Origin of the sequence: Micromonospora sp. AB353, from assembly GCF_049538395.1 — a bacterium.
In the GTDB taxonomy this organism is placed as follows: domain Bacteria; phylum Actinomycetota; class Actinomycetes; order Mycobacteriales; family Micromonosporaceae; genus Micromonospora; species Micromonospora aurantiaca.
Map to the genome: position 1 here is coordinate 80622 of NZ_JBMVFV010000011.1, position 25747 is coordinate 106368.

Genomic DNA, 25747 nt, shown 5'->3' on the forward strand with positions numbered 1-25747 from the left:
GCTCAGCCCTGGCCGGTCTCGCCGGTCTCGCCGATCTTGGCGAGCAGCTCGTCGGCCACCTGGAGCGCGATCCGCTTGCGCTCGTCGTCGGTGATGCCCGGCGCGCGTACCGCGAACCAGCTGCTGTGCACCGCGAACAGCGTGAGCGCGGCGCGGAGCTGGGCGGCGGGTGAGTCGTCGCCCCGGCACAGCTCGTGCGCCAGCCGCATCATCCGGTCCCGCATCTGCTGGCCGGCGACGAGGCTCTTGAGCACCGTCTGGTTCTGCTCGAAGAAGCGCATCACCTGGGGCAGGTCGCCGGCGAACATGCTGTCGGCGTACCTGCCGATCAGGGCCCGCCTGGTCGCCAGGGTGGGCGGCTGGTCGGCGGCCCAGGCGATCAGCTCGTCCATCCGGCGCAGCCGGTCGTCGACCAGGCTGGTGACGATCTCGTCCTTGCTCTTGAAGTGGTAGTAGAGCGCCGCCTTGGTCACGCCGAGCCGCTCGGCGATCTCCCGCAGCGACGTCTTCTCGTAGCCCTGTTCGGTGAAGAGTTCCAAGGCGACGGCCTGGATCCGCTCCCGCGTGCCACCTGTGGTCTCCCTCACCGGCCGACATCCTTCCAATCCGCTTGACGTGCGCCCGCCATCAGCTTACCGTCCGGCTAGTAAGTAAACTAGCCGGGCGGCAAGTAAGTCGATCATCCGATCTGCGGGGGAGCCTACCGATGAGTCAACCAGCCCAGGTGACCACGAGACCCAATGTCCGGGTCGTCCTGTTCGGTCTGATGATCGCGATGATGCTCGCGATGCTCGACAACATGATCGTCAGCACCGCGCTGCCGCGGATCGTCTTCGAGTTCGGCGGCGCCGACCACTTCACCTGGGTGGTCACCGCGTACGTGCTGGGCACTACCGTCTCGACGCCGATCTGGGGCAAGCTCGGCGACCTGTACGGCCGCAAGACGGTCTTCCTCACCGCCGTGGTGGTGTTCCTGGTCGGCTCCGCGCTCTGCGGCATGTCCGGCTCCGGCGTCTTCGGCGGCGCCGACACCGGCATGACCGAGCTGATCGCGTTCCGGGCCGTCCAGGGCCTCGGCGCCGGCGGCCTGATGGTCGGCGTCATGGCGATCATCGGTGACCTGGTCCCGCCCCGCGAGCGGGGCCGCTACCAGGGCATGATCGCCGGCATCATGGCCATCGCGATGGTCGCCGGCCCGCTGGTCGGCGGTTTCATCACCGACAACCTCTCCTGGCGCTGGGCGTTCTACGTCAACCTGCCGCTGGGCGGCGCGGCGCTGCTGGTCCTCGCCACCACCATGCACCTGCCGAAGTACCGCACCGAACACAAGATCGACTGGCTGGGCGCGGCGCTGCTGTCCGTCGGCATCACCGCGATCGTGCTGGTGACCACGTGGGGCGGCAACGAGTACGACTGGATCTCGCCGCAGATCCTCGGCCTCGCCGTGCTGGCGGCGCTCGCCCTCGGCGCGTTCGCGGTGGTGGAGCGGCGCGTGCCGGAGCCGATCCTGCCGCTGAGCCTGTTCGCCAACCGCAACTTCGCGCTGATCTCGGTGATCGGGTTCCTGCTCGGCTTCGCCATGTTCGGCGCGATGAACTTCCTGCCGCTCTACCAGCAGACCGTGCAGGGGGCGTCGGCCACGAACAGCGGCCTGCTGCTGCTCCCGCTGATGTTCGGCATGCTCGTGGTGTCGCTGGTGGTCGGCCGGACCATCACCAAGACCGGCCGCTACCGCGTCTTCCCGATCGTCGGCGGCGTGGTCATGGTCGCCGGGATGGCCCTGCTCAGCCTGCTGGACGTGGACACCGGCAAGGCGCAGTCCTCGCTCTACATGATCGTGCTCGGCGTCGGCATGGGCTTCCTCATGCAGACCTCGATGCTGATCGCGCAGAACAGCGTGGAACAGAAGGACCTCGGCGCGGCAAGCGGCGCGGCCACCTTCTTCCGGTCCATCGGCGGCTCGTTCGGCGTCTCCCTCTTCGGCGCGATCTTCGCCAACCGCCTGGCCGACTCGGCCGCCGGTTCCGCGTTCGCGGGCTCGGGCGGCGAGGGCGGCGCGATGGACCTGGAGGCGCTCAAGAAGCTCACCGGCCCGATGCGCGAGGCGGTGCTCGGCGGCCTGTCCGACGCCATCTCGCACGTCTTCTTCTGGGCCGTCGTCTTCACCGTGGCCGTACCGGTGCTCGCCTGGTTCATCAAGGAGGTGCCGCTGCGCGCGACGAACGACGTACCGCCGGCCGGCACCACACCGGAGGACGAGGCCGAGGCCGCGCTCGGCAGGGCCCCCGTCGCCTGACGCGCCGTCGCGGCCCCGGTGCCCGCTGCATCCGCCCGCCAGTTCGGCGAAGTGGCGGGGTCCGGGGCGAGTTGATCGCGCCACTTCCCCGAACTGGCGGGGCACCGGCTCTGGAAAGCCGGCGCGCGGCTTGGCCTGGGGTCGTGGTTGACGCCCACCGCCCGCCAGTTCGGGGTGGTGGCGGGGTCGAAGGCGAGTTGATCGCGCGACTTCCCCGAGGTGGCGGCCTGCGGGTGCCTGGTGCAACAAGGCCCGACCCCGGGAACCGGTGCGCGGGGTGGGGTGGGTCGGCTGGGTGGTGGGGGCCGGGGAACCGGCAGGAAATGGGTTCCGGCGCTCAGCCTCGGCGGAACAGGGCGGTGAGGCGTCGCCAGAGACGCCGCAGCGGACCGCCCTCGGCGCCGGCGATCAGCCGCCCGGCGGTGGCACGTGCCGCCGGGTCGAGGGCCGGGGTGGCCCGCGCCAGGTACGCCAGCGACACCGCCACCGGGGTACGCCGGATCGGCCCGGCCGCCACCTCGGTGATCCGCCCGGACACCAGCGCGGCCACGTCGGCGCGCGTGTCCGGGTGCACCCAGGCGGCGGTGACCAGGGCGAACAGTGCCGCCTCGGCGGCCGGGCCGAGATCACCGGCGGCCAGTTCCCCCAGCACCCGACGCCGGGTCGACCGCTCCCACGGCTCGTCGGTGCGGTGGTGCAGCAGGCCGAGGCAGGCCCAGACCTGCGCACAGCGCGTCCACAGTGCCGGATCCTGCCCGCCGAGCACCCGGCCCAGCGCCGTCGCCGGCGCCTCCGGCGGGTGTGCCAGCAGGGCGAGCAGGTCGGTGAGGTCCAGTGTGGCCAGTCCGACTGCGGCGTCGTACGCGGCCGGCGGATGCGCCCACGCCGGGTGCGCGAGCTGCTGGAGCCGCCGTACCGCCGCTGCCGAGGGAGCGGGACCGTCGGGGGGCGGGGTGTCGTCACCCGCCGGGGTCACCTGCCCGAGCCAGGGGCGGCCCCGGCAGCACTCGGCGAGGTCACCGTGCTCGTGCGTGTCGTCCGGGTGGTCGCGGACGAAGTCGGCGAGCGCCACCAGGTGGTCCACGTCGCCGTCGCGCAGGTAGCGCAGCCGGTGCGCGGTGTGCACCGCGCAGTCGAACGCGGGGTCCTTCGCCAGCGCCCGGTCGATCCAGCCCAGCGCCGCGTCGAGCCGGCCGTTGTCGGCCAGCGTGCCGGCGATGTCCGCGTAGACGGCGAGGTCGTCGGGGTCGAGCGCGACAGCGCGTTCCAGTGCGGCGAGCGCGTCGGCGGTCCGGCCGGCGCTGCGGTACGCGTACCCGAGCCACACCTCGCCGAGTTTGGTGGGCTGTGCGCGTACCCCCCGGGTGGCCCAGGTGACGGCGAGGGTGACCTCGCCGAGACGCCGGGCCAGCGCGGACGCCGCGCCCAGCAGCAGCGGATGGGCCGGATGGACGGTGATCGCGTTGCGGGCCAGCGTGAGGTACGGCGCGAGCGGCTCGCGCAGCCGGCGCGGCGCGGGGTCCGGTGCCGCCGCGCAGACCTGCATGAGGATCCGCGCGGTGCGCTCGGGGTCGAGGCGTTCCGGCAGGTCGGCGGCGGTCACCCAGGGCACGGCGGCCCAGGGCGCGGCGGGCGCGTAGCCGGTGGCGGCGGCGAGCAGGTCGAGCCCTTCGGCGGGACGGCCGGCGGCGGCGAGCAGGTGCGCGCGGGCCACCACGGCGCCGACGAACGCCTGTTGACCGAGCGGGAAGAGGTCCAGGTCGCCGCCGCTGGCCGCGTTGAGCCGGGCGAGCGTCTCGTGCGCCTCGGGCAGCGTGGGGGAGCGGACCAGCGCGGCGGCCACGTGGTCGGCGGCGTGCCGCAGGTCTCCCTCGCCCAGCGCCAGCCGGGCCAGTGCGAGTTCCTCCTCCGCGGAGAGCGCGGCGTCGTCCTCGGGCACGTCGTCCTCTCGCCGGTCGGGTCGGTCGTCAGCCGGGCAAGCCTAGGGGATCTTCCGTCAATTAGTGATCCACTGCGCACTCCTGCTCGTTGCGTTGATTGAGGCTGCTCAAACGTGCAAGACTGAGCATCGAACGCGCGGGAAACGCGCAGAAGGAGGTTCTGGAGTGACGCGAGCAGGGGCCGGAATGGCCGCCGACATCGACGAGCAGCCGGCCGGTTACGAGCGTCTGCTCTCCACCGAGCACGCGGCGGCCATCGCCGAGGTGGCGGCCGTCGTCGCGCAACGGCACCCCCGGCACGTCGTCTTCACCGCCCGGGGCACCTCCGACCACGCCGCGCTCTACGCGGCCTACCTGACCGAGATCCGCCTCGGCCTGCCCGCCGGGCTGGCCTCCCCGAGCGCGATCACCGTCTTCGGCGCCCGGCCCGACCTCTCCGACGCGCTCGTCGTCGGCGTCAGCCAGAGCGGCGGCTCACCCGACCTGGCCGAGGTGCTGCGGGTGGCCCGCGCCTCCGGCGCGCTCACCCTCGCGGTCACCAACAACCCCGGCTCGCCGCTGGTGGAGACCGCCGAGCTGAGCGTCGACATCGCCGCCGGCCACGAACGCGCCGTCGCCGCCACCAAGACCTACACCGCCGAGCTGCTCGCGCTGCTCATGCTGATCGAGGGCGTACGCGCCGGCGACGGTGTGCTGCCCGCCGAGGAGCACGCCGCCCTGAGCCGCCTGCCCGAGCTGGCCGCGCAGACGCTCGCCGACGACACCCCGGCCCGGCTCGCCCCGCGCTACCGGTTCGCCGCCCAGCTCGTCACCACCGGCCGGGGGTACGCGTACCCGACCGCCCGGGAGGCGGCGCTGAAGCTGATGGAGACCTCGTACCTCCCGGCTCTCGCCTTCTCCGGCGCCGACCTGCTGCACGGCCCGCTCGCCATGACCGACCCGGACGTCCCGGTGCTCGCCGTGGTCGGCTCCGGCCCCGGCGGCACGTCCATGCGTGAGGTGCTGCCCCGCCTCGGCGAGCGCCGCGCCGACGTGGTCGTGGTCGGCTCCGCCGAGGTCGGCGAGACCCGGATGGCGGTGCCCGAGGTCGACGAGCGGTACGCGCCGCTGCTCGACATCCTGCCGCTGCAACGGCTCGCGCTGTCCCTGGCGCTGGCCCGGGGCGAGGACCCGGACGCGCCGCGCGGCTTGAAGAAGGTCACGGCGACGATGTGAGGCCCGGCGTGGCACGCTGTGTGGCGTGTCCACCCTCCGTGACCTCGCCGAGGAGCACACCGCGCTCCGCCCGGCCGACATCGACCACCTGCACCGGATCGCCGGCGACTGGCAGCTGCTGTCCGACCTGTCCTTCGCCGACCTGCTGCTCTGGGTGCCGGTGGACGGTGACGGCACGTTCCTCTGCGTGGCCCAGGTCCGTCCCACCACCGCACCGACCGCCTACCTGGACGACCAGGTCGGGCGCATCGTCGGCGGGGCCGAGGTGGCCCACCTGGAGGTGGCCCACCGGCAGGGACGGATCTGGCGCGAGGGCGATCCGGTCTGGTACGGCGACGTCCCGGCCCGCCACGAGGCGATCCCGGTCCGGCTGCGCACCGGCGACGGTGAGGCCGGCGAGGTGATCGCCGTGGTGGGCCGGGACACCAACCTGTCCACCGCGCGCACCCCCAGCCAGCTCGAACTGAACTACCTGACCACCGCCGACGACCTCGCCCAGATGATCGCCGACGGCACGTTCCCGCCGCCCCGGCACCCCGGAGAGACCACCTCGGCGCCCCGGGTCGGCGACGGCCTGGTGCGGCTCGACGCCAACGGCAAGGTCACCTACGCCAGCCCGAACGCGCAGTCCGCGTACCGCCGCCTCGGCTACGCCTCCCACCTCGTCGGCGAGGACCTGGCCAAGCTGCACCGTCGGCTCGCCGGCGACCCCCTGGAAGGCACCGACGCGGGCAACGCCGTACTCGCCGCGCTGCGCGGCGAGGCACCACCCCGCCGGGAGATCGACGCCCGCGGCGCCACCATGCTCACCCGGGCGCTGCCGCTGATGCCCGCCGGAGTGCCGATCGGCGCGCTGGTGCTGGTCCGCGACATCACCGAGGTACGCCGCCGCGACCGGGCCCTGATCACCAAGGACGCCACCATCCGGGAGATCCACCACCGGGTGAAGAACAATCTCCAGACCGTCGCCGCGCTGCTGCGCCTCCAGGCCCGGCGCGTCGCCATGCCCGAGGCGCGGGTGGCGCTCGAGGAATCGGTACGCCGGGTCGCCTCGATCGCGCTCGTCCACGAGACGCTCTCCCTGTCCAGCGACGAGGCGGTCGAGTTCGACGGCATCGTCGACCGGGTCGCCAGCGCCGCCACCGAGGTCGCCGCCACCGAGGTGAGCGTGGGCATGCGCCGCCGCGGCACGTTCGGCATCCTGCCCGCCGAGATCGCCACCTCGCTGGTGATGGTGCTCAACGAGTTGCTGCTCAACGCCGTGGAACACGGCTTCCCGCCGGCCGACGAGGAGACCGCTGCGCCTCCTGCGGTGGAGGGGGCGGTCTCCGCGCCCCGGCCCGAGGTGGTGGTCACCGCGCACCGGGCCCGCAAGCAGTTGCACGTCACAGTCGCCGACAACGGCCGGGGACTGCCCGAGCAGTTCGACGCCGAGCGCGGCGGCAACCTGGGCCTGCAGATCGTCCGGGCGCTGGTCACCGGCGAGCTGCGCGGCACCATCGAGCTGCGTAACGGCGCCGGCGGCGGCACCGAGGCGGCCATCGTCGTACCGCTGGCCCGCGGCACCACCGACCGCCTTACCGGACGAGCAGGGCCACCGTGATCCCCGGCCGCGGCCACACCCGCCGCACCGTGTAGCCCGCGCGCAGCGCGTCGCCCTTCGCACCAGGCACCGTCGCCGGCGGGTCGGCGCGGCGGCCGGTGACCACCAGCCAGACCCGGTCCACCCCGGCCAGGCAGCGCGCCGGGTCGTCGCACTCCACGGCCCACAGGCTCGCGTCCTGACGCTGGTCGCGGACCACGAGCACGTCGCGCGGCAGCCTCGGCCCCAGGTGGTATGCCATGCCGAGATCCGGGAACAGCCAGCCGTCCCGGGGCGCGTAGACGATCGCGTCGCCGGGCTGTTGCTCGGCGCGGATGATCCCGGCCGCGCCCGCGTAGTCGACTGGTGCGCTGCGCGGCCACTCGTGGGTACGGCGCAGGGCCGCCTGGTCGGGCAGGCCGAGCAGCCCGGCCAGGACCACCACCGCGATTCCCGCCGCGATCCGTCCGCGCGGCGACGTCGGCCCTTGCTCTGCTTCCGCGGGCGCGGCAGGGCGGCCGGCTGCGGCGGGTGTCGCCGTGCGCTCGGGTTCGGCGGGCGTCGCTGTTCCCGGCGTCCGGGCCGGTGCGGGAGTGACCCGCGCGGCAGCCAGCGCGGCGCCGGCCAGTACGCAGGCGAACGGCACGGTGAAGACGAGGTATCGGGTCACCCAGAGCGGCACCGTCGTTCCGGCGGCGAAGAGCAGCACCACCGGCAGCAGCACGGCGGCGGCGGGCAGCAGTGCCCGGCGACCCAGCCGGGCCGCGCCGAGCGCCGCGAGCGCGAGCACGAACCCGCCGACCACGCCGCTCTGCGCCAGCGCGCCCGGTAGTGCCGCCAGGTCGGGCAGCCGCGCCGGGTCCACCCAGTCGAGCTGCCGTCCGCGCTGCCCCCGGGCGACCAGCGCCAGTGGGGTGACGAGCACGACGACCGGCACCAGCGCCAGCAGCCACCCGGCCAGCACCCGTCGGCCGGGCGCCGACGCCTCCCGAGCCTCGCCGGTCACGTCCTGCGGTTCCGCTTCCGGCGCTCGATCTCGTGGCTCGGTGGAACGCCACGGGTGTCTGCGGCGTGGCCGGCTCGCGTCGGGCATCTCGGCTCGGGACTGGCCGGGCGGATCGACGACCCCCGCGGGGCCACGTGCGGCGGTCAGCAGCACCACCACGGCGTGCGCGGCGAGCAGGGTGAGCGCGATCAGGTGGAGCAGGGCGAGCGCGGCGACGGCGAGGGCGTACCCGGCCCAGCGTCGCCAGGTCGGCCGGCGCAGCGCCTCGACCAGCAGCAGCGTGGCCAGCACGGCGAGCAGCGTGGCGAGGGCGTACGGGCGGGCCTCCTGGCCGTACCGCGAGGTGACCGGCAGTACCGCGAACAGCAGTCCGGCCAGCAGCCCGGCGCGACGGCCGACCAGCACCGCGCCGAGGCGGCCGGTGAGCGCGGCAGCCACTGCCATCGCGAACGCGGAGGGCAGTCGCAGCGCGGTCGGCGACGTGCCGGCCAGGGCGGTCCAGCCGTGCATGAGCAGGTAGTACGGCCCGGTCGCGGCGTCGATCGTGCGGGTCATCCGGGCCAGGTCCGGCACCGGGCGGGTGGCGGCGCTCCAGGTCGCCAGCTCGTCCCGCCACGGCTGGGCATGCCCGATGCCGGTCAGTGTCACCGCGAGCGTGAGCAGTCCGGGTACCACCCACACCACCGGACCCGACCGGCCGCGGACGGACGCGGGCGCGAACCTCCTCACCCCCGCAGCCTCACACGCCCAGCCCTTCCCGCCCGCCCGCTCCACCGATTCCCACCCACCCGGCCCACCCCGCCCTCGCCCCGGCCCCACGCCCCGACCCGGTCGATCATGAAGTTGGCGGCACTCACCGTCCCTTTTGTCCCCGCCAACCTCATGATCAACGGAGTGGTGGGCGGGGCGGGAGGGCGAGGCAGGGGCAGGGGCAGGGGTCGATGTGGGGGTGGGCCCGTGATGTGGGATCACAGTGTGGAGCTGTGGTCGTGCGGGGCGTGGTGTGGCAGCATGAGGCACATGACCACCGCTGTCGTCCGCCGCTTCGTGGCTCGTCGCCACGTCGATTACGGCCGCGTGCGCAGCGCGATCTGTCCGGCCCACTGACGACGCCCGACCTTTCCGTCTCGGGCGCGTACTCGCGCCGGCCGTCATCGACATCGCCGTCCACGGCCCTCTCCAGGGCCGGCCGTCGCGTCCGCGCTCCAGGCACCGCAGCAGACCATGGAGGACGCCGCGATGGCGGTCAGCAGCACCCCGACCCGTCCCGACACCCCGGCGCCTGCCGCCCGTGCGCCCCGCCGGCCACGCGGCGAGGGGCAGTGGGCGCTCGGACACCGTGAGCCGCTCAACCCCAACGAGCGGATCAAGAAGGACGACGACCCGCTGAACGTGCGGGACCGGATCGAGAACATCTACGCCCACCGCGGTTTCGCCTCGATCGACCCGCAGGACCTGCGCGGCCGGTTCCGCTGGTGGGGCCTCTACACCCAGCGCAAGGCCGGCATCGACGGCGGGCGTACCGCGGTCCTGGAGCCGCACGAGCTGGAGGACGAGTTCTTCATGCTCCGGGTCCGGGTGGACGGCGGCCAGCTCAACCTGGCCCAGCTCCGCGTGATCGCGGACATCTCCCGCGAGTTCGCCCGGGACACCGCCGACATCACCGACCGGCAGAACATCCAGTACCACTGGATCCGGGTCGAGGACATGCCGGAGATCTGGCGCCGGCTGGAGGCGGTCGGCCTGCAGACCACGGAGGCGTGCGGCGACTGCCCCCGGATCGTCCTCGGCAGCCCGGTCGCCGGGGTGGCCCGCGACGAGGTGCTCGACCCGACGCCGGCGATCGATGAGATCGTCCGCCGGTACGTCGGCGACAAGGCGTACTCCAACCTGCCCCGCAAGTTCAAGACCTCGATCTCCTGGCTGGTCGACACGCCGTACGAGGCGAACGACATCGCGTTCCTCGGCGTGGAGCACCCGGAGCACGGGCCCGGGTTCGACGTGTGGGTCGGCGGCGGGCTCTCCACCAACCCGATGCTCGCCAAGCGGCTCGGCGTCTGGGTGCCGCTGAACGAGGTACCGGACGTGTGGGCCGGTGTGGTCGGCATCTTCCGCGACTACGGCTACCGCCGCCTGCGCAACCGGGCCCGGCTGAAGTTCCTGGTCGCCGACTGGGGCGTGGAGCGCTTCCGGGAGGTGCTGGAGAAGGAGTACCTGGGCCGCACGCTGCTCGACGGTCCGGCCGCGAACCTGCCGGCGAAGCCGGTCGACCACATCGGCGTGCACCGGCAGAGTGACGGCGCGAACTACGTGGGCGCGGCCCCGGTGGTGGGCCGGGTGTCCGGCACCCAGCTGGCGCAGCTCGCCGACGTGGTCGAGGCGCACGGCAGCGACCGGGTGCGGCTCACCCCGTACCAGAAGCTGCTCGTGCTGGACGTGGCGCCGGAGCGGACCGACTCGCTGGTCACGGCGCTGCGCGGGATCGGCCTGGAGGCCCGGCCGTCGGCCTGGCGGCGCGGCACGATGGCCTGCACCGGCATCGAGTTCTGCAAGCTCGCCATCGTCGAGACCAAGCGGCGCGGCGAGGAGCTGGTCGCGCGCCTGGAGGAGCGGCTGCGCGACTTCGACGCGGACATCTCCATCCACCTCAACGGCTGCCCGAACGCCTGCGCCCGCACCCAGGTCGCCGACATCGGGCTCAAGGGCCAGCTCGTGGTCGGCCCGGACGGCCGGCAGGTCGAGGGCTTCCAGGTGCACCTCGGCGGCGGCCTCGGCATGGCGCAGGGGCAGACCGCCGGCTTCGGCCGCAAGCTGCGCGGTCTGAAGACCACCGCCGAGGAGCTTCCGGAGTACGTGGAACGGCTCGCCCGCCGCTACCTGGCCGGCCGGACCGAGGGTGAGACGTTCGCCAACTGGGTGATCAGAGCCGACGAGGAGGAGCTCCGATGAGCGATGCCCGATCTGCGCCTCTCTACTGCCCGTACTGCGGGGAGGAGGACCTGCGACCGCACGAGGCCGGGCACGGCGCCTGGGAGTGCCACGCCTGCGCGCGGGTCTTCGCGGTGAAGTTCACCGGCCTGCTGAGCCGGGCGGTGACCCGGTGAGCGGCCTCGTCTCGGCCGCCGGCCTCGGCCTGATCGGCGCGGCCGAGCCGACGCGCCGCGACCCGGAGGAGCTGCGGGAGCTGGCCGAGCAGGCCGGCCGGGAGCTGGCCGACGCGCCCGCGATCGAGATCGCCCGGTGGGCGGTGGAGACGTTCGGCGAGCGCTTCTGCGTGACCAGCTCGATGGCCGACGGCGTGGTGGCGCACCTGGTCTCCCGGGTCGCGCCCGGCGTCGACGTGGTGTTCCTGGACACCGGGCTGCACTTCCCGGAGACGCTGCGCGTCCGCGACGAGGTGGCCCGGCGGATGCCGGTGCGGGTGCGGTCGATCCGGCCACGGATGACTGTGGGGCAGCAGGACGGCCAGTACGGTCCGCGCCTGTTCAACAGGTCCCCGGACGACTGCTGCCAGCTGCGCAAGGTGGAGCCGCTGGAGCGGGCGCTGTCCGGGTACGACGCCTGGGCCACCGGGCTGCGCCGGGACGAGTCGCCGACCCGGGCGAACACGCCGGTGGTGGGCTTCGACGCGCGGCGCGGCAAGGTCAAGGTGAACCCGATCGCGGCGTGGACGCAGCGGGAGGTGGACGCCTACGTGGCCCGGTACGACATCCCGGTGAACGAGCTGTTCGCCCGCGGCTACGGCTCGATCGGCTGCTGGCCGTGCACGCGGCGGACGAAGGCGGGGGAAGACCCGCGGGCCGGGCGCTGGGCGATGTTCGAGAAGACCGAGTGCGGCCTGCACACCTGAGCGCCGGGCCACCGGTGGTGCTGGTGGCCCACGGCAGCCGTGACCCGCGTGCGGCGGAGGCGACCCGGGCGCTGGCCCGGGCCGTGGCGGACACCTGCCCCGGTCGTCCGGTGCTGCCGAGCTGGCTCGACCACACCGATCCCGGGCCGGCCGAGGTGCTGCGCGGGCTGGCCGACGCCGGTCACTCGCGGGCGGTCCTGGTGCCGCTGCTGCTGACCGCCGCGTACCACCGGAAGGTGGACATCCCGGCGGCGGTCGCGGCGGCCGGCGCGGACATCGAGGTACGGGTGACGGACGTGCTGGGGCCGACCGGCGGCGGGGTGGACGGCGGGCTGCTGGACGGGCTGCGCCGCCGTCTGGTGGAGGCGACCGGTGACGGGCCGGACGGGCTGGACGCGGTGGTGCTGGCGGCGGCCGGTACCCGGGATCCGGCGGCGCGGGCCTCGGTGGGCCGGGTCGCCGCGGCGTTCGGCGCCGGGCTCGGAGTGCCCTGCCGCGTCTCGTACGCCTCGGCGGCGCCCCCGGAGGTCGGCGGCGCGGTGACGCGACTGCGCGCGGCTGGTGCCCGCCGGGTCGCGGTGGCCGCCTACTTCCTGGCCCCGGGCCGGTTCCACGACGGGGTACGCGCGTCGGCCCGGTCGGCGGGCGCGGTCGCCGTGGCGGATCCCCTGACCGACCTGCCGGAACTGGCCGACCTGGTGCGGCGGCGGGTGGCGGCGGTGGCGGGCTGACCCGGTCCGGGACAGCAGAACGCCCCGGCCGGAATCCCGGCCGGGGCGGTCAGCGTGTACGGGTCAGGCGGAGTGAGCGCGCAGCACTCGGAGGCCGCCGCGGCGCTTCACCGCGCGACGCTCCTCTTCGCTCATCCCGCCCCAGACGCCGGCGTCCTGACCGGACTCCAGCGCCCACTGCAGGCACTGGTCGGTCACGGGGCAGCGCCGGCAGACGGCCTTCGCCTGCTCCACCTGAAGGAGGGCCGGGCCGGACGTCCCGATCGGGAAGAACAGCTCCGGGTCCTCGTCGCGGCAGACCGAATCGTGGCGCCAGTCCATGGCGGCAACACTCCTCATTCTTAGTGGGTGGCCAGATAACGCTTCGTTGCTATTTCTATATGCGTCCGCATTGCCGAATGGTGACGGTCAGCATCCATCATTTCGGCGCAGCGTGAGCAGGCTGTGGGGTGCCCGGACCTGCTGGAACAGCTCAACCGAACGAGCATATCCAGGCAATGTCCCGGCAACACGAGTTCGCTTGTGAATACTTTCACGAACTACAGCGATGTCAAGGGTGACGCTCGGAAAAACTCCGAACAGTGAGCGGGCTCACCACCCATTTGTCCGGGTTTGCCAGAGCCCTGGTTACCCGGCGTGCCACAGTCGATAATCAATGTAGTACGGTCTGCGTGACGTTGCTGACATTTCCGGCACCCTTCCTCGGCGTGGCGGCCCACCGCGCCCGCGCGGCGGGGGGTCCGCGTCAACCGACTGGGATACCCGAGACCTAGCAGATTACTCTCAGTGCGGCCGGTACGGATGTGAATCGGACTTTCTCCCGCTCGCCGAGGTAGTCCCCGTCCAGCTGGAACGGCAGCGGGCGCTCCGAGACCAGCGTGAACTCCGCCACGTCGTGCAGCCGCAGCACCTGTTTGCCGTGCGGATCCGGTCGTTTGGAGAAGAACTGCACCGCCGTACGCGCAGTGCTGGCGACCCGCAGCCGCCGCAACGCGAGCACGTCGAGCCCCAGATCGAACGACGCCTCCGGGTTCGGGTTGATCTCCCGGTCGCCCAGGTACGTCCACGGCGCGGTGTTCTGGATGATCGCGGTGGCCAGCTCCGTCGCGGGCGCCTCACCCGGGCGCTCCAGCGTGATCGACGGGTGACGGCGGTCCGAGCCGACGAAGTACTGACCCGCGGTGGAGCGGAAGTAGAGCGCCGGGGTGGAGACGCGCCCCTTCTTGCGGGCCTGTTCCACCCGGCGGATGACCGCCGCGTCCAGCCCGAAGCCGGCGCAGAACGTGAAGTAGCGGTCGTCGGCCCGGCCCAGCCCGATCGTGCGGGACCGGCCCAGCCGCAGCCCCTCCAGGATCATGCTGGTGCCGTCCGGCCACTCCCGGGGCAGCCCGAGCGCGCGGGCGAAGACGTTCGTGGAACCACCCGGCACAGTGGCCAGCGCGGGCAGCCGCTCGGCCGAGGTCTGTCCGGTACGGAACGTCGGCGGCTCCGCCGCCATCAGGCCGTTCACCACCTCGTTGACGGTGCCGTCGCCGCCGAGCGTGACCACCAGGTCGACGCCCTCCTGGGCGGCCTCCCGGGCCAGGTCCATGGCGTGGCCCCGCCGGCGGGTGTACCGCACCGACAGGTCGACTTCACTGCGCAACGCCCGGACCAGCACGTCCCGGCTGCGCTCGCTGGTGGTGGTGGCCTTCGGATTGACCACCAGGACGGCCCGCATGGGCGGCACTGTACCGCGACTACCCACCGGTATCGTGGCGCCCGTGACGATCGACTCCGACCCGCTCCCCGGCACGCTGCGCGCCGCGGTGCTCCTGCTACGTGCCCAGGCGGTGGCGCTGGGGCTGATCGCGGTGTGGCTCATCTGGTCCGACCTCACCGCCGACACGACGGATCTGACCTCGGCACTGCTGGTGACCGTCTTCGCGGTCGGCGGCGCGGTGGCGCTCTGGGCGCTCGGCGGCGCGCTGTCCCGCCGCCGGGCCGGTGCCCGCGCGCCGGCCATCGTGCTTCAGCTCATGCTGCTGCCGGTCGGGTGGTTCATGATCGAGGGCGGCATGGGCTGGCTCGGGGTGCCGCTGATCGTGCTCGGGATCGGCATGGTCGGGCTGCTGGTGAGCGGGCCGACGAACCGCGCGCTGGGCTTCGGCGAGCCGGCCGGCTGAGCGCCGCCGGGCCGTGGCCGCGCGTCGGTCAGTAGACGCCGGCGCGGCGGGTCAGCAGCGAGATGGTGGCCCGGCCGCCGGACGCGTGGGCGTTCGCCCCGGTGGTCAGCGCGGTCAGCACCTTCCAGGCGAACGACGACTCGGACGGCAGCGTGGCGCCCCGGACCGTCGGCACCGTCACCTCGACGGTGAGGGCGTCGTCGGTGACCGCGAACCGGCACTCCAGCTCGGCGTCGCGGGTGGCGATGGCGAGCAGCATGGCGCACGCCTCGTCGACGGCGATGCGCAGATCCTCGATCTCGTCGAGGGCGAACTGGAGCCGGGCCGCGAGGCCGGCCGTGGCGGTGCGGAGCACGCCGAGGTAACCACCGTCGGCGGGCACGGTGAGGTGGACGACGTCGTCATCGGTCGTCGGGTGCCCGGTCAGTTGAGTCACGGCTCCTCCCCCCGGTGCGGGACTCTACCCGGTCAGCGGGCGGGACGCGTGGGCGCGGCCGCCGCGTGCGTGGCGAGCTCGCGCAACGCCGGCCCGGCCAGGCGGTACGGCGTCCACTCGTCCATCGGCGTGGCGCCGATCGCGGCGTAGAAGCGGGCCGCCGGGTTCCAGTGGATCATCCACCACTCCAGGCGCTGGTAGCCGCGCTCGACGCAGATCGCGGCCAGCGTGGCGAGCAGCATCCGGCCGGCGCCGGTGCCCCGGGCGTCCGGGCGGACGTAGAGGTCCTCCAGGTAGATGCCGTGCACGCCGGCCCAGGTGGAGAAGTTGAGGAACCAGAGCGCGAAGCCGACCGGCTGGTCCGACGCGTCGACGGCGACGTGGCCGTACAGCGCCGGGGACGGGCCGAACAGGGCCGCGTCGAGCTGTGCCGTGGTGAGGTGGCACTGCTCGGGCGCGCGCTCGTACTCGGCGAGTTCGTGCACCATGGCGACGACGGCCGGTACGTCCTCGGGACGTACCGGCCGGATCGTCGGAGTGCCGTCGGGCGACGTCACGCCTGCTTGGTCTCCCAGAAGATCTTCGAGATCTCGTCGATCTTCGCCAGCAGCTCGTCGGCCTTCGCCGGGTCGGTGCCGCCCTTGGCGCCGGCCGCACCGGCCAGCTTGGTGGCCTCGTTGAACAGCTGGTGCAGGTGCGGGTACTTCTCGAAGTGCGGCGCCTTGAAGTAGTCGGTCCAGAGCACCCACAGGTGGTGCTTGACCAGCTCGGCCCGCTGCTCCTTGATCAGGATGGCGCGGGTGCGGAACTCCGGGTCGGTGTTGGCCTGGTACTTCTCGCAGATCATTTTGACCGACTCGGCCTCGATCCGGGCCTGGGCCGGGTCGTATACGCCGCAGGGCAGGTCGCAGTGAGCGCTGGCCGTCACCCGGGGCGTGAGGATGCGGGGAAGGCGCATCAGGGTCCTCCATGGGTTGTTTGCGATGATCCAAGACGACATTACTCCTGGAGACGCCCTCTGGGGCTGGGAGGTGACATGGCGCCCACCGGTGAACCTCCGGCCCTGCGCGGCTCGCTGGTGCCGGTGCTGGTGACCGGCCCGTCCATGGCCCCGACGCTGCGTCACGGCGACGCGGTGCTGGTCCGCACGAAAGGCCGGCCGGTGCGCCCCGGCGACGTCGTCGTCGCGGTGTTCCGCAGCCGTCCCGACCTGCTCGTCGTCAAGCGCGCCGTGGAACCGCGCGACGGCGGATGGTGGTTGCGCGGCGACAACGAGTTCGTCGCCGACGACTCCCGGGCGTACGGCGTGGCCGACGTCCGCGGCCGGGTGGTGGCCCGCTGGTGGCCGCGTCCAGGACGGGTCAAGCGCCGGTAGGAGCCGCATCGGATATGACCCCGCTCACATACTGGGCGCCGGTGCGTGACTATGCTCGAAAAGTGCCCGGGTGACCCCCGCACCGCCGCGCCGCCGGTCGCTGACCACCGCTGACCACGCCGGCCGGTCCGTCTGCTCGACAGATCCTGGAGTCACCATGTCTTCGTCCACCCCGGACCCCGCCGATCCCGTCTTCCGCCTGCACGTCGGCGGCAAGATGGCAGTCGCCTCCACCGTGCCGCTGACCAGCCGCGAGGATCTCTCCCTCGCGTACACCCCGGGGGTCGCCCGGGTGTGTGAGGCGATCGCCGCCGACCCCGCGCTCGCCGACACCTACACCTGGGTGTCGCACACCGTCGCCGTGGTCACCGACGGTTCCGCCGTACTCGGTCTGGGCAACATCGGCCCGCGCGCCGCGCTCCCGGTGATGGAGGGCAAGGCGGTCCTGTTCAAGCAGTTCGCGGGCGTGGACGCGGTGCCGGTCTGCCTGGACACCCAGGACGTGGACGAGATCGTTGCGACGGTCAAGGCGCTCGCGCCCTCGTTCGGCGGGATCAACCTGGAGGACATCAGCGCCCCGCGCTGCTTCGAGGTGGAGCGCCGGCTCGACGAGGCGCTGGACATCCCGGTCTTCCACGACGACCAGCACGGCACCGCGATCGTGGTGCTCGCCGCGCTGCGCAACGCCGCGGCGCTGCTCAACCGCAAGCTCGGCGACCTGCGGGTGGCGGTCAGCGGCGCGGGCGCGGCCGGGGTGGCGGTCACCAAGATGCTGATCGCCGGTGGCGTCGACCCGGACCGCGTGGTGGTGTGCGACTCGCGCGGCATCATCGGCCGGCACCGCGAGCTGACCGGCACCAAGGCCGAGCTGGCCGAGATGACAAACGCCGAGGGCCGGCAGGGCGACATCACCGAGGCGCTGCGCGACGCGGACGTGCTCGTGGGCGTCTCCGGCGGCCAGATCCCGGAGGCGGCGGTGGCCGGCATGGCCCCCGGCGGCATCGTGTTCGCGCTCGCCAACCCCACCCCGGAGGTGCACCCCGAGGTGGCCGCCCGGCACGTGGCGGTGGTCGCCACCGGGCGCAGCGACTACCCGAACCAGATCAACAACGTGCTCGCGTTCCCCGGTGTGTTCCGGGGCGCGCTGGACGCCGGGGCCACCCGGATCACCGACTCGATGAAGGTGGCCGCCGCCGACGCCATCGCCGGCGTGGTCGCCGAGTCGCTCACCGCCGACGCGATCGTGCCGTCGCCGCTGGACCCGCGCGTCGCGCCGGCGGTGGCCGAGGCGGTCGCCGAAGCCGCCCGCCGCGACGGCGTCGCCCGCCGCTGAGATGTAAGGAAGGGGCCCTTCCTAACGCCTCCGGTAGAGGAAGGGCCCCTTCTTAACTGCTGCTCAGCTTGTTACCGTGCCGATCATGCGTGCTGCCTATGCCTCGGCCTTCGACGCCGACAACCCGCTCGCCGCGCTCGCCGTCGGCGACCGTCCCGAGCCGACCCACCCGCAGGACGACTGGGTCACCGTGCAGGTCCGGGCCAGCTCGCTCAACCACCACGACCTCTGGTCGCTGCGCGGCGTGGGCCTGACCGCCGGCCAGCTCCCGATGATCCTCGGCTGCGACGCGGTCGGCACCGACCCGGACGGCAACGAGGTGGTCATCTACCCGGTCGTGCCCACCCCCGGGGACCCGCGCGGGGTCTCCATCCTCTCCGAGCACTACCAGGGCACGTTCGCCGAGCGTGTCGCCGTACCCCGGATGAATCTGCTGCCGCTGCCCGACGGCCTGTCGGCGACCGACGCGGCGTGCCTGCCCACGGCCTGGCTCACCGCGTGGCGGATGCTGACCACCAAGGGCCGGGTCGCCGACGGCGAGTCGGTGCTGGTCCAGGGCGCCGGCGGTGGCGTGGCCACCGCGGCCGTCGCACTCGGCGTCGCGCTCGGCAAGCGGGTGTACGCGACCAGCCGCGACGGCGGCAAGCGGGAGCGGATCGCCGAGCTGGGCGCGACCGCGTTGGAACCCGGCGCGCGGCTGCCGGAACGGGTCGACGTGGTGATCGAGACGGTCGGCGCGGCCACCTTCGACCACTCGCTGAAGTCGGCCGCCCCGACGGCCCGGATCGTGGTCTCCGGCGCCACCTCCGGGCACGAGCCGAAGATCAACCTGCGCCGGGTCTTCGCCATGCAGCTGGAGATCCTCGGCACGTCGATGGGCACCCCGGACGAGCTGACCGAGCTGCTCGCGTTCTGCGCCGAGCACGAGGTCCGGCCGGTCATCGACCGGGTGGTGCCGTTCAGCCGGATCTCCGAGGCGTTCGACCGGCTGCACTCCGGCGATGTCTTCGGCAAGGTGGTCGTCGACCACACCGCCTGACGCGGGCGGCGCGGGCGGCGCGGATGGCCTGTTAAGAAGGGGCCCCTTCTCTACCGGAGACGTTAAGAAGGGGCCCTTCCTTACAGGTGGTCGTCGAGGGTGGCCAGGCCGCCGCGGGCCGCGTCGGCGGGGAGTCGCTTCTTCGCCGCCGGATCGCCGTAGAGCGTCCAGCGGAGGAACTCGACTGTGGTGTCGGCGACCACGCCCAGCGCCTTGCCGTCGCCGAGCAGCGCCCGGCCGTGGTCGCCCTTGGGCAGGCTGAGCATCGCCTTCGGCCACGGCACCGCGTCGTACACGGCCTTGCCCGCCGCGTACGACACCACCTCGTCGGCCTCGCCGTGCACGAACAACTGCGGCGCGGCGGCGCCGGCGAACGCGGTGCCCACGCCGAGCGCGGTGCCGGCGAAGACGATGCCCGCGTCCAGCCGCTCGTCCCGGCCCGCGGTGAACAGCCCGATCGTGGTGACGCCGCCGGCGCTGTGCCCGGTCGCGGCCACCCGCTCCGGATCCAGCCGGCCGCGCAGCGGATCGCCCGCCTTCTCACCGAGCGCGAGCACCCGGGTCAGCACGTACGACACGTCGGCCGGCTGGTTGAGCACGTCCAGCGGGTTGCCGTCGGTGCCCCGGGAGGTGTGCGGGAAACGCGGCGCGGCGACCACGAACCCGGCCGCCGCCCAGCGGGTCAGCAGCGCCTGGTAGTCCTCCGGTCGGGCACTGAGCCCGTGGCTGAACAGCACCACCGGGAACCGCCCGTCCGCCGCCGGGGCGGACCGCTCGACCGCGCCGCCGGCCGCGCCCGCCGCCGGGTACCAGAGCGTCACCGGCAACGGCCGGTCGCCGTCGCGGTTCAGCTTCACCTGGCGTACGCCGACAGCGAAGCTCTCCGTGGGTGCCTTGCCGGCGGGTACGCGCGGCGCCGGTGTGGCACTCGTCGGTGGGGTGTCGGGGGCGGGCCGCCCGGCCGGGGCGGTGGGCTGCTGCGAGCAGCCGGCGAGGGCGGCGCCGAGCACGGCGGCGGTGAGCAGGGCGACGGGACGACGGCGCATGAACTCGATTGTGCCTCGCGATCGCGGCGGCCAGGCCCGGTCAGCGCGCCGGGTGACCACCCGCTGACGCCCGGAGACGGGCCAGGTCGGCGGCGTCCTTGGGCCGGCGCGGGCGTTCCGGCATCCAGACCGGGAACATCTCCTTGAACTCGATCTGCGCGGCGACGCTGATCACGGGTGCCGCGAGCGTGCCGATCCGGCCGGGCGGCCCGGCCAGCATGCCCTCCGGCAGGGCGGTGCCCGCCCACGGTCCGGCGCCGACGACCACCCGGCCGTCCGCGTCCCGGTCGAGGTACGCGAAGCTCAGCTCGACGTCGTCGCGCAGCAGGTCGAGCTGCGTCGCGGCGGGCATCCGGGGGTCGGGGCGCCAGCCGAGCGCGCCGAGCCGGTCGGCCAGCGTCGCGGCGTCGCGCCGCCAGCAGTACCAGTCGACGTCGACGTGCGGGCGGGTCACCTCGCCGAGGTGGAAGTCCATCGCCCAGCCGCCACGCAGCCACACGTCGATCCCGCAGGCGCCGGCGACGTCGACCACTTCCCGGATCGCCCCCAGTTGCCGGCCCGCCACCCCGTCCACCCCGTCCATCCCGCGCACGCTACCCACCGCGCCCAGACCTCGCCGCCCGCCGGGCCCGCGCCGCCCGCCCAGACCCCGTCGATCATGAGGTTGGCGGCGACGAACCGGACAGCGGACGCCGTCAACTTCATGATCGACGGGACAAAGGGGGAGGGGGAGGTAGGACGCGTCAGGTGGGGAGGGCGCGGGTGGTGAAGGTGGTGGTGTTCGGGGCGGTCGCGTCGGTGGGGAGGCGGTGCAGGGCGGCGCGGTCGGCGTAGAGCGTCCACCGCAGGAAGTCGGTGGTGGTGTCGAGCACCTGGGGGAAGCCGGGTCGTCCCGGCGTCAGGTACTCGCCGTGGCCCTGTCCGGTGAGGCTCAGGAAGGCGGCCGGTCCGAGGCAGCGGGCGTACGCGGCCCGGCCGATCGACTCCGGCACGATCCGGTCGGCGCTCCCGTGCACGAACAGCATCGGCGCGAGCGGCCGGGAAGGGCCGGCGACCATGCGGCCACCGGCGATCACGATTCCGGCCCGGAGCGGGGACGACTGCCCGGAGGTGAACATGCCGAGCGTGGTGTGCCCGCCGGCCGAGTGCCCGGCGGCGGCGAACCGGTCCACCGCCAGGTGCGCCCCGAGCGGATCCCCGGGGCGGGCGCCCAGCCGGACCAGGTGACGGATCAGCCGCCAGGCGTCGGCGGGCTGGTTCCGGACGTCCTCGCGGGTGAACGGGCGGGCGCGCTGGTTCGTCCGCGGATAGGTGGGCGCGACGACCACGAATCCGGCGGCGGCCCAGCGGCTGGTCAGCGCCGCGTGCAACGCGGGCAGGCTGCGTAGCCCGTGGCTGTGGAGGACCACCGGGAACCGTCCGGCGGCGAACGGCGCGCCCGGCCGGACGCGCGGTCCGCGCGCCGGAGCAGGGCTCGCCGGTACGGCCCGGGGAGAGCCGGAGGGGGTGGCGGAAGCAGACGTGGGCGGGCCGGGCGACGACGGGGCCGCCGGGTACCAGACGGTGACCGGCAGTGGGCGCCTGCCGTCCGGGTCGAGCGTGAACTGCCGCATCCCCACCGCGTACGAGCGTTCCGGCGCCGATCCGACGCCTGCCGGGACCGGGCCGGACGTGGCCACGGCCGGGCCGCAACCGGCCAGCAGCGCCGTCATCAGCGCGGCGACCAGCCGCTGCCCCCTCACACCTGCACGGTAGGCAGCCGAGCGGTCGGTCCGCGCCCGCCGTCCGGGCCGGTCGACGCCGCCACCCGGGCGGCTCCCGCCTCCACCGGGTGGCCGGGTTTGCCCGATCCCGCCGCCCGGATCCGCAGGTGGCGGCCCGGCGGGGCGGACCGGTCCGGTGGGCTTCGCTAGGGTCAGCCGCATGGCTGAGAACTACACCGACCCGAGTGGCAACACCGCGCAGTTCCGCGCATTCGTCGATTCTCCCGAGCCGGCCGCGTCGGCGGCGGCGCCGTCCCGCCTGCCGCTGATCGCCGGTGTGGCAGTCGCCGCCGTCGTGGTGGTCGCCCTGATCGCCTGGATCGCCCTGGGCTGACCGGGCGGCCCGGCGCAGGCCCGACCGCGCCCGGCCGCACGGAGGGCCGGGCGGAGGACCGGGCCGTCAGACGCCGAGCACCTCACGGGTCTCGCGGGCGATCTCCCGCTCCTCGTCGGTGCCGACCACCAGCACCGCCACCTCCGCGCCGTCGGGGGAGACGAGCCGGTCGCCGTGGCCGTCGTTGCGTGCCCGGTCGACGGCGACGCCGAGCCGCTCCAGCCCGGCCAGCGACGCCGCCCGCACCGGCGCGGCGTGCTCGCCGACCCCGGCGGTGAACGCGATCGCGTCGACCCGGCCGAGCAGCGCGTAGTACGCGCCGACGTAGCCGGTGATCCGCCGGCAGTAGACGTCGAACGCCAGCGCCGCGTCCGGGTCACCGGCGTCGCGGCGGGCCAGCACCTCGCGCATGTCGTTGACGCCGGTCAGCCCGAGCAGGCCGCTGCGGTGGTTGAGCAGGTCGTCGATGTCGTCCACGACCATGCCGCCCTCGCGGCGCAGGTGGAAGATGACCGTCGGGTCGAGGTCGCCGCTGCGGGTGCCCATCACCAGGCCCTCCAGCGGGGACATGCCCATCGAGGTGGCCACGCTGCGCCCACCCTGGACGGCACACGCGCTCGCGCCGTTGCCCAGGTGCAGCGTGATCGTGTTGAGCTGGTCGTACGGGCGGTCGAGCAGGTCGGCGACGCGACGCGAGACGTACGCGTGCGAGGTGCCGTGGAAGCCGTACCGGCGGACGCCGTACCGCTCGGCGGTGGCCTTGTCGATCGCGTACGTGGCGGCGGCCTCGGGCAGCGTGTGGTGGAACGCGGTGTCGAAGACGGCCACCTGCGGGACGTCCGGCAGCGCCTCCCGGGCCACCCGGATGCCGGCGAGGTTGGCCGGGTTGTGCAGCGGCGCCAGCGGCACCAGGTCCTCGATCGCGGCGACTACCGCGTCGTCGATGCGTACCGGCGCGCTGAACTTCCGCCCGCCGTGCACCACCCGGTGGCCGACGCCGGACAGCCCGGTCAGGTCGAGCCGGCCGATGATCTCCCGGACCGCGCTCTCGTGGTCGGCCGGCCCGCCGCCGGGTTCGCCGATCCGCTCGACGGTGCCCTTGTCCAGGACGTCGTCGCCGTCGTACAGCCGGTACTTGACTGACGAGGATCCGCTGTTGAGGACCAGGATGCGGCTCATTCCGACGCCTCCGTGGCGGCCTGGATGGCGGTGATCGCCACCGTGTTGACGATGTCCGGCACTCCCGCGCCGCGGGACAGGTCGTTCACCGGCCGCCGCAGGCCCTGCATGACCGGCCCGACCGCCACCGCTCCGGCGGACCGTTGCACCGCCTTGTACGTGTTGTTGCCGGTGTTCAGGTCCGGGAAGATGAACACCGTGGCCCGCCCCGCGACCGGGCTGTCCGGCAGCTTGGTGGCCGCGACCTGCGGGTCGATCGCCGCGTCGTACTGGATCGGGCCCTCGACCAGCAGGTCCGGCCGGCGTTCCCGGACCAGCTTGGTGGCCGCCGCGACCTTCTCCACGTCGGCGCCCGAGCCGGAGCTGCCGGTGGAGTACGACAGCATCGCCACCCGCGGCTCGATGCCGAACCGGGCCGCCGTGTCGGCCGACGAGATGGCGATGTCGGCGAGCTGGTCGGCGTCCGGGTCGGGGTTGACGGCGCAGTCGCCGTACACCAGCACCCGGTCGGCGAGCAGCATGAAGAAGACGCTGGAGGCGACCGAGACGCCCGGGACGGTCCGGATGATCTCGAAGGCCGGCCGGATGGTGGCGGCTGTGGTGTGGGTGGCGCCGGAGACCATGCCGTCGGCGTGGCCGGTCTGCACCATCATCGTGCCGAAGTAGTTGGGCTGCGCCACGATGTCGTGCGCCAGTTCCACGGTGACGCCGCGGTGGGCGCGCAACTGCGCGTACGCCTGCGCGAACTCGTCCCGCCACGGGCTGGTCGCCGGGTCGACCACCTGGGCGTCGCCGAGGTCCACGCCCAGCTCCCGGGTGCGGCGGGCGATCTCGTCCGGGCGGCCGAGCAGGGTGATCTCGGCGACGCCCCGGCGCAGCAGCACCTCGGTCGCGCGCAGGATCCGCTCGTCGGCGCCCTCGGGCAGCACCAGCCGGCGGCGGCGGGCGCGGGCCCTGTCGATCAGGTCGTTCTCGAACATCAGCGGGGTGACCCGCGCGGACCGGCTGACCCGCAGCCGGCGGGCCAGGTCGTCGGTGTCCACGCAGCGTTCGAACGCACCGAGCGCGGCCTCGACCTTGCGCGGGTTGGCGGTGCTCGGGCGTCCCTCGATCCGGCTGGACGCGGAGACCGTGTCGTAGCTGTCGCTCGGCACCGACAGCACCGCCAGCCCGGTGTTCATCCGCTCGACCAGCCGCATGGCGCGCGGGTCGGGCTGCTCGCCGAGCGTGAGCACCAGCCCGGCCAGCGACACCTGCCCGGCCACGTGCGCGGCGCCGGCGGCGACCAGCAGGTCCGCCCGGTCGCCCGGGGTGATCACCAGCGCCCCGTCGGTGAGGTGGTCCAGCAGCGTCGGCACGTGCGCCGCGCCGACCACGTAGTCGAGCACGTCCCGGTCGAGCGCGCTCTCGTCGCCGGTGAGCACCGTGCCGCGCAGCGCCGCGGCCACCTCGGCCACCGTCGGCGCCGACACGGTCGGCACCTCCGGGATCGCGTACGCGGGCACCGGCAGCTCGGGCAGCGTCATCGGCTCCGGCACGCGGTTGGCCAGCGCCGCGATCACCGTCGCGCCGAGGTCGACCAGATCATGGTACGCGCCACGCAGCGCCGCGGCGATCGTGTCGGGCGTCTGTCCGAACCCGTCCACGACGGGCACCACGACGCTGCTGAACTCGGTCGCCAGCCGGGCGTTGAAGGCCAGCTCGCGCGGGCCGGTGCCGTCGCCGTAGGCGAAGTCGCTGCCGACCACCACTATCGCCGGGCAGCGCCGTTCGACCTCGCGGTAGCGGGTGACGATCCGGGAGATCAGCTCCTCCCGGCGGCCGTCCGCGACGAGCGCGCTCGCCTCGGCGTACGTGGCGCCGTACAGCTCGTCGACAGGTAGATCCATCCGGTAGCGCTCGGTGAGGAGGGCCAGGATCGGGTCGACTCCGTCACCGGCGACGAGCGGCCGGAACGCGCCTATTCGTTCCACCTGTCGGGACAACAGCTCGGCCAGCCCGAGTGCCACAGTTGATTTTCCCCCGCCCGAACCAACGCCGGTCAGGTATACGCTGCGCGCCACGGCACCCAACCTACAAGATCGAGGTCAGAGTTACCTGTTCTGCCTGGTCACACCGGCTGCCCGGCGGAGAAGGTGGGGATTTTTCGCATCTGCACGTGGCCGCGTGGAAGGCCCGACCGCTCCAGGCGGTCGGCACCGCGCTGACCGGCTGCCGGCTGGCTGGCAGAAGCTGCGGCGTACCGGCAACCTGCGGGTCGCCGGGCGGGGCGCGACCGGCTGAGACCGGTCAGTCCTCGTCCGGGTCGTCGAGGCGGGCCAGCCAGGTGGCGAACCGCTCGATCGGGGTCTCGAACTCCGGGTTCAGGTCGACGAAGTCACGCAGGCGCTCGCCCAGCCACTCCAGGCTGACCTGCTCGTCACCCCGGCGCTCGACCAACTCCTCGATGCCACGGTC

The 25747-nt window shown here is 73.6% G+C and carries 26 protein-coding genes; 12 read left to right on the forward strand and 14 right to left on the reverse strand.

Translation table 11 applies throughout. The features are described 5' to 3' along the window. Positions 1 to 2 precede the first annotated feature (2 nt). Entirely contained in the window at positions 3 to 587 is a 585-nt protein-coding gene (locus tag ACPCK6_RS08155) for a TetR/AcrR family transcriptional regulator (protein ID WP_194800497.1), read from the reverse strand. A gap of 119 nt (positions 588 to 706) precedes the next feature. Here ACPCK6_RS08155 and ACPCK6_RS08160 point away from each other — a divergent pair, with 119 nt between their 5' ends. After that, entirely contained in the window at positions 707 to 2296 is a 1590-nt protein-coding gene (locus ACPCK6_RS08160) for an MDR family MFS transporter (RefSeq protein WP_423480764.1), read from the forward strand. A 337-nt stretch (positions 2297 to 2633) separates the two neighbouring features. Here the strand turns inward: ACPCK6_RS08160 and ACPCK6_RS08165 are convergent, their stop codons facing one another. Continuing rightward, entirely contained in the window at positions 2634 to 4235 is a 1602-nt protein-coding gene (locus ACPCK6_RS08165; protein ID WP_423480765.1) for a tetratricopeptide repeat protein, read from the reverse strand. 187 nt (positions 4236 to 4422) lie between these two features. On the opposite strand from ACPCK6_RS08165, the gene ACPCK6_RS08170 reads away from it, so the two are divergent. Beyond that, entirely contained in the window at positions 4423 to 5451 is a 1029-nt protein-coding gene (locus ACPCK6_RS08170; RefSeq protein ID WP_423480776.1) for an SIS domain-containing protein, read from the forward strand. A gap of 25 nt (positions 5452 to 5476) precedes the next feature. After that, complete coding sequence (locus ACPCK6_RS08175) at positions 5477 to 7054, forward strand: histidine kinase N-terminal domain-containing protein (protein WP_423480766.1); 1578 nt, start codon at positions 5477 to 5479, stop codon at positions 7052 to 7054. On the opposite strand, the gene ACPCK6_RS08180 is transcribed toward ACPCK6_RS08175, so the two are convergent. After that, on the reverse strand, positions 7029 to 8723 hold the full coding sequence (locus ACPCK6_RS08180) for a glycosyltransferase family 39 protein (RefSeq protein WP_423480777.1): 1695 nt from the start codon (positions 8721 to 8723) through the stop codon (positions 7029 to 7031). The genes ACPCK6_RS08175 and ACPCK6_RS08180 overlap by 26 nt on opposite strands. 555 nt (positions 8724 to 9278) lie before the next feature. On the opposite strand from ACPCK6_RS08180, the gene ACPCK6_RS08185 reads away from it, so the two are divergent. From ACPCK6_RS08185 to ACPCK6_RS08200, 4 genes are read left to right on the forward strand one after another with little or no spacing between them, the layout of a single operon-like run. Then, positions 9279 to 10988, forward strand: coding sequence for a nitrite/sulfite reductase (locus ACPCK6_RS08185; RefSeq protein WP_396881158.1), 1710 nt, complete (start codon positions 9279 to 9281; stop codon positions 10986 to 10988). Continuing rightward, the gene (locus ACPCK6_RS08190; protein WP_013288361.1) at positions 10985 to 11143 is read left to right on the forward strand and encodes a hypothetical protein; all 159 of its coding nucleotides are present in this window, start codon (positions 10985 to 10987) and stop codon (positions 11141 to 11143) included. Before ACPCK6_RS08185 ends, ACPCK6_RS08190 begins: the two co-directional genes overlap by 4 nt. Continuing rightward, positions 11140 to 11889, forward strand: a complete 750-nt coding sequence (locus ACPCK6_RS08195; RefSeq protein WP_396881159.1) for a phosphoadenylyl-sulfate reductase — start codon at positions 11140 to 11142, stop codon at positions 11887 to 11889. Before ACPCK6_RS08190 ends, ACPCK6_RS08195 begins: the two co-directional genes overlap by 4 nt. Beyond that, complete coding sequence (locus tag ACPCK6_RS08200) at positions 11871 to 12620, forward strand: sirohydrochlorin chelatase (protein WP_396881160.1); 750 nt, start codon at positions 11871 to 11873, stop codon at positions 12618 to 12620. The genes ACPCK6_RS08195 and ACPCK6_RS08200 overlap by 19 nt, the downstream gene beginning before the upstream one ends. Positions 12621 to 12683: 63 nt before the next feature. Here the strand turns inward: ACPCK6_RS08200 and ACPCK6_RS08205 are convergent, their stop codons facing one another. Then, positions 12684 to 12941 carry a WhiB family transcriptional regulator gene (locus ACPCK6_RS08205; protein WP_013288358.1) on the reverse strand — a complete coding sequence of 86 codons (258 nt, stop codon included), beginning with the start codon at positions 12939 to 12941 and terminating at the stop codon, positions 12684 to 12686. A gap of 448 nt (positions 12942 to 13389) precedes the next feature. Further along, entirely contained in the window at positions 13390 to 14340 is a 951-nt protein-coding gene (locus tag ACPCK6_RS08210) for a diacylglycerol/lipid kinase family protein (RefSeq protein WP_135241886.1), read from the reverse strand. 43 nt (positions 14341 to 14383) lie between these two features. Between ACPCK6_RS08210 and ACPCK6_RS08215 the strand changes: the two genes are divergently transcribed. Beyond that, entirely contained in the window at positions 14384 to 14785 is a 402-nt protein-coding gene (locus ACPCK6_RS08215) for a hypothetical protein (protein ID WP_318335559.1), read from the forward strand. Positions 14786 to 14813: 28 nt separating this feature from the next. Here the strand turns inward: ACPCK6_RS08215 and ACPCK6_RS08220 are convergent, their stop codons facing one another. Genes ACPCK6_RS08220 through sodN form a run of 3 tightly spaced genes read right to left on the reverse strand, consistent with a single transcriptional unit; the run spans position 14814 to position 16179 of the window. Further along, positions 14814 to 15221 (reverse strand): ATP-binding protein, encoded by a 408-nt coding sequence (locus ACPCK6_RS08220; protein ID WP_013475278.1) that lies wholly within the window; start codon positions 15219 to 15221, stop codon positions 14814 to 14816. Positions 15222 to 15253: 32 nt separating this feature from the next. After that, positions 15254 to 15778 carry a GNAT family N-acetyltransferase gene (locus ACPCK6_RS08225; RefSeq protein WP_318335558.1) on the reverse strand — a complete coding sequence of 175 codons (525 nt, stop codon included), beginning with the start codon at positions 15776 to 15778 and terminating at the stop codon, positions 15254 to 15256. Further along, positions 15775 to 16179 carry a superoxide dismutase, Ni gene (gene sodN / locus ACPCK6_RS08230; protein WP_013288353.1) on the reverse strand — a complete coding sequence of 135 codons (405 nt, stop codon included), beginning with the start codon at positions 16177 to 16179 and terminating at the stop codon, positions 15775 to 15777. Before sodN ends, ACPCK6_RS08225 begins: the two co-directional genes overlap by 4 nt. A gap of 78 nt (positions 16180 to 16257) precedes the next feature. Here sodN and ACPCK6_RS08235 point away from each other — a divergent pair, with 78 nt between their 5' ends. From ACPCK6_RS08235 to ACPCK6_RS08245, 3 genes are all read left to right on the forward strand, one after another. Continuing rightward, entirely contained in the window at positions 16258 to 16596 is a 339-nt protein-coding gene (locus ACPCK6_RS08235; protein ID WP_423480767.1) for a S26 family signal peptidase, read from the forward strand. Between the two features lie 157 nt (positions 16597 to 16753). Next, positions 16754 to 17929 carry an NAD(P)-dependent malic enzyme gene (locus ACPCK6_RS08240; RefSeq protein WP_423480768.1) on the forward strand — a complete coding sequence of 392 codons (1176 nt, stop codon included), beginning with the start codon at positions 16754 to 16756 and terminating at the stop codon, positions 17927 to 17929. 76 nt (positions 17930 to 18005) lie between these two features. Beyond that, positions 18006 to 18968 (forward strand): zinc-binding dehydrogenase, encoded by a 963-nt coding sequence (locus ACPCK6_RS08245; RefSeq protein ID WP_423480769.1) that lies wholly within the window; start codon positions 18006 to 18008, stop codon positions 18966 to 18968. 80 nt (positions 18969 to 19048) lie between these two features. On the opposite strand, the gene ACPCK6_RS08250 is transcribed toward ACPCK6_RS08245, so the two are convergent. The 3 genes from ACPCK6_RS08250 to ACPCK6_RS08260 all read right to left on the reverse strand — a co-directional run bounded on the left by ACPCK6_RS08250 (position 19049) and on the right by ACPCK6_RS08260 (position 21756). Then, positions 19049 to 20014 (reverse strand): alpha/beta hydrolase family protein, encoded by a 966-nt coding sequence (locus ACPCK6_RS08250; RefSeq protein ID WP_396881164.1) that lies wholly within the window; start codon positions 20012 to 20014, stop codon positions 19049 to 19051. Between the two features lie 40 nt (positions 20015 to 20054). Continuing rightward, a complete protein-coding gene (locus ACPCK6_RS08255) occupies positions 20055 to 20597 on the reverse strand; it encodes a nucleotidyltransferase domain-containing protein (protein ID WP_423480770.1) in 543 nt (180 codons plus the stop codon). Positions 20598 to 20757: 160 nt separating this feature from the next. Continuing rightward, positions 20758 to 21756, reverse strand: coding sequence for an alpha/beta hydrolase family protein (locus ACPCK6_RS08260; RefSeq protein WP_423480771.1), 999 nt, complete (start codon positions 21754 to 21756; stop codon positions 20758 to 20760). Between the two features lie 181 nt (positions 21757 to 21937). Between ACPCK6_RS08260 and ACPCK6_RS08265 the strand changes: the two genes are divergently transcribed. After that, on the forward strand, positions 21938 to 22111 hold the full coding sequence (locus ACPCK6_RS08265) for a hypothetical protein (RefSeq protein WP_396881167.1): 174 nt from the start codon (positions 21938 to 21940) through the stop codon (positions 22109 to 22111). A gap of 66 nt (positions 22112 to 22177) precedes the next feature. Here ACPCK6_RS08265 and ACPCK6_RS08270 read toward each other — a convergent pair whose 3' ends face one another. The 3 genes from ACPCK6_RS08270 to ACPCK6_RS08280 form a co-directional block, all read right to left on the reverse strand. Continuing rightward, a complete protein-coding gene (locus ACPCK6_RS08270) occupies positions 22178 to 23290 on the reverse strand; it encodes an acetate/propionate family kinase (RefSeq protein WP_423480772.1) in 1113 nt (370 codons plus the stop codon). Continuing rightward, positions 23287 to 25362: a phosphate acetyltransferase gene (gene pta / locus ACPCK6_RS08275; RefSeq protein ID WP_423480773.1), complete on the reverse strand. Its 2076-nt coding sequence runs from the start codon at positions 25360 to 25362 to the stop codon at positions 23287 to 23289. Before pta ends, ACPCK6_RS08270 begins: the two co-directional genes overlap by 4 nt. Positions 25363 to 25579: 217 nt before the next feature. Beyond that, positions 25580 to 25747, reverse strand: a 168-nt coding sequence (locus tag ACPCK6_RS08280; RefSeq protein WP_423480778.1) for a DUF6104 family protein, incomplete at its 5' end; no start/stop codon positions are given.

Excerpts from the sequence above, each read along its gene's own strand:
- ACPCK6_RS08255 (WP_423480770.1), bottom strand. The coding sequence starts at position 20,597 with ATGGACGGGGTGGACGGGGTGGCGGGCCGGCAACTGGGGGCGATCCGG.
- ACPCK6_RS08170 (WP_423480776.1), top strand. The coding sequence starts at position 4,423 with ATGGCCGCCGACATCGACGAGCAGCCGGCCGGTTACGAGCGTCTGCTC.
- ACPCK6_RS08205 (WP_013288358.1), bottom strand. The coding sequence starts at position 12,941 with ATGGACTGGCGCCACGATTCGGTCTGCCGCGACGAGGACCCGGAGCTG.
- ACPCK6_RS08185 (WP_396881158.1), top strand. The coding sequence starts at position 9,279 with ATGGCGGTCAGCAGCACCCCGACCCGTCCCGACACCCCGGCGCCTGCC.
- ACPCK6_RS08270 (WP_423480772.1), bottom strand. The coding sequence starts at position 23,290 with ATGAGCCGCATCCTGGTCCTCAACAGCGGATCCTCGTCAGTCAAGTAC.
- ACPCK6_RS08265 (WP_396881167.1), top strand. The coding sequence starts at position 21,938 with ATGGCTGAGAACTACACCGACCCGAGTGGCAACACCGCGCAGTTCCGC.
- ACPCK6_RS08250 (WP_396881164.1), bottom strand. The coding sequence starts at position 20,014 with ATGCGCCGTCGTCCCGTCGCCCTGCTCACCGCCGCCGTGCTCGGCGCC.
- ACPCK6_RS08210 (WP_135241886.1), bottom strand. The coding sequence starts at position 14,340 with ATGCGGGCCGTCCTGGTGGTCAATCCGAAGGCCACCACCACCAGCGAG.
- ACPCK6_RS08160 (WP_423480764.1), top strand. The coding sequence starts at position 707 with ATGAGTCAACCAGCCCAGGTGACCACGAGACCCAATGTCCGGGTCGTC.
- sodN (WP_013288353.1), bottom strand. The coding sequence starts at position 16,179 with ATGCGCCTTCCCCGCATCCTCACGCCCCGGGTGACGGCCAGCGCTCAC.
- ACPCK6_RS08235 (WP_423480767.1), top strand. The coding sequence starts at position 16,258 with ATGGCGCCCACCGGTGAACCTCCGGCCCTGCGCGGCTCGCTGGTGCCG.
- ACPCK6_RS08240 (WP_423480768.1), top strand. The coding sequence starts at position 16,754 with ATGTCTTCGTCCACCCCGGACCCCGCCGATCCCGTCTTCCGCCTGCAC.
- ACPCK6_RS08190 (WP_013288361.1), top strand. The coding sequence starts at position 10,985 with ATGAGCGATGCCCGATCTGCGCCTCTCTACTGCCCGTACTGCGGGGAG.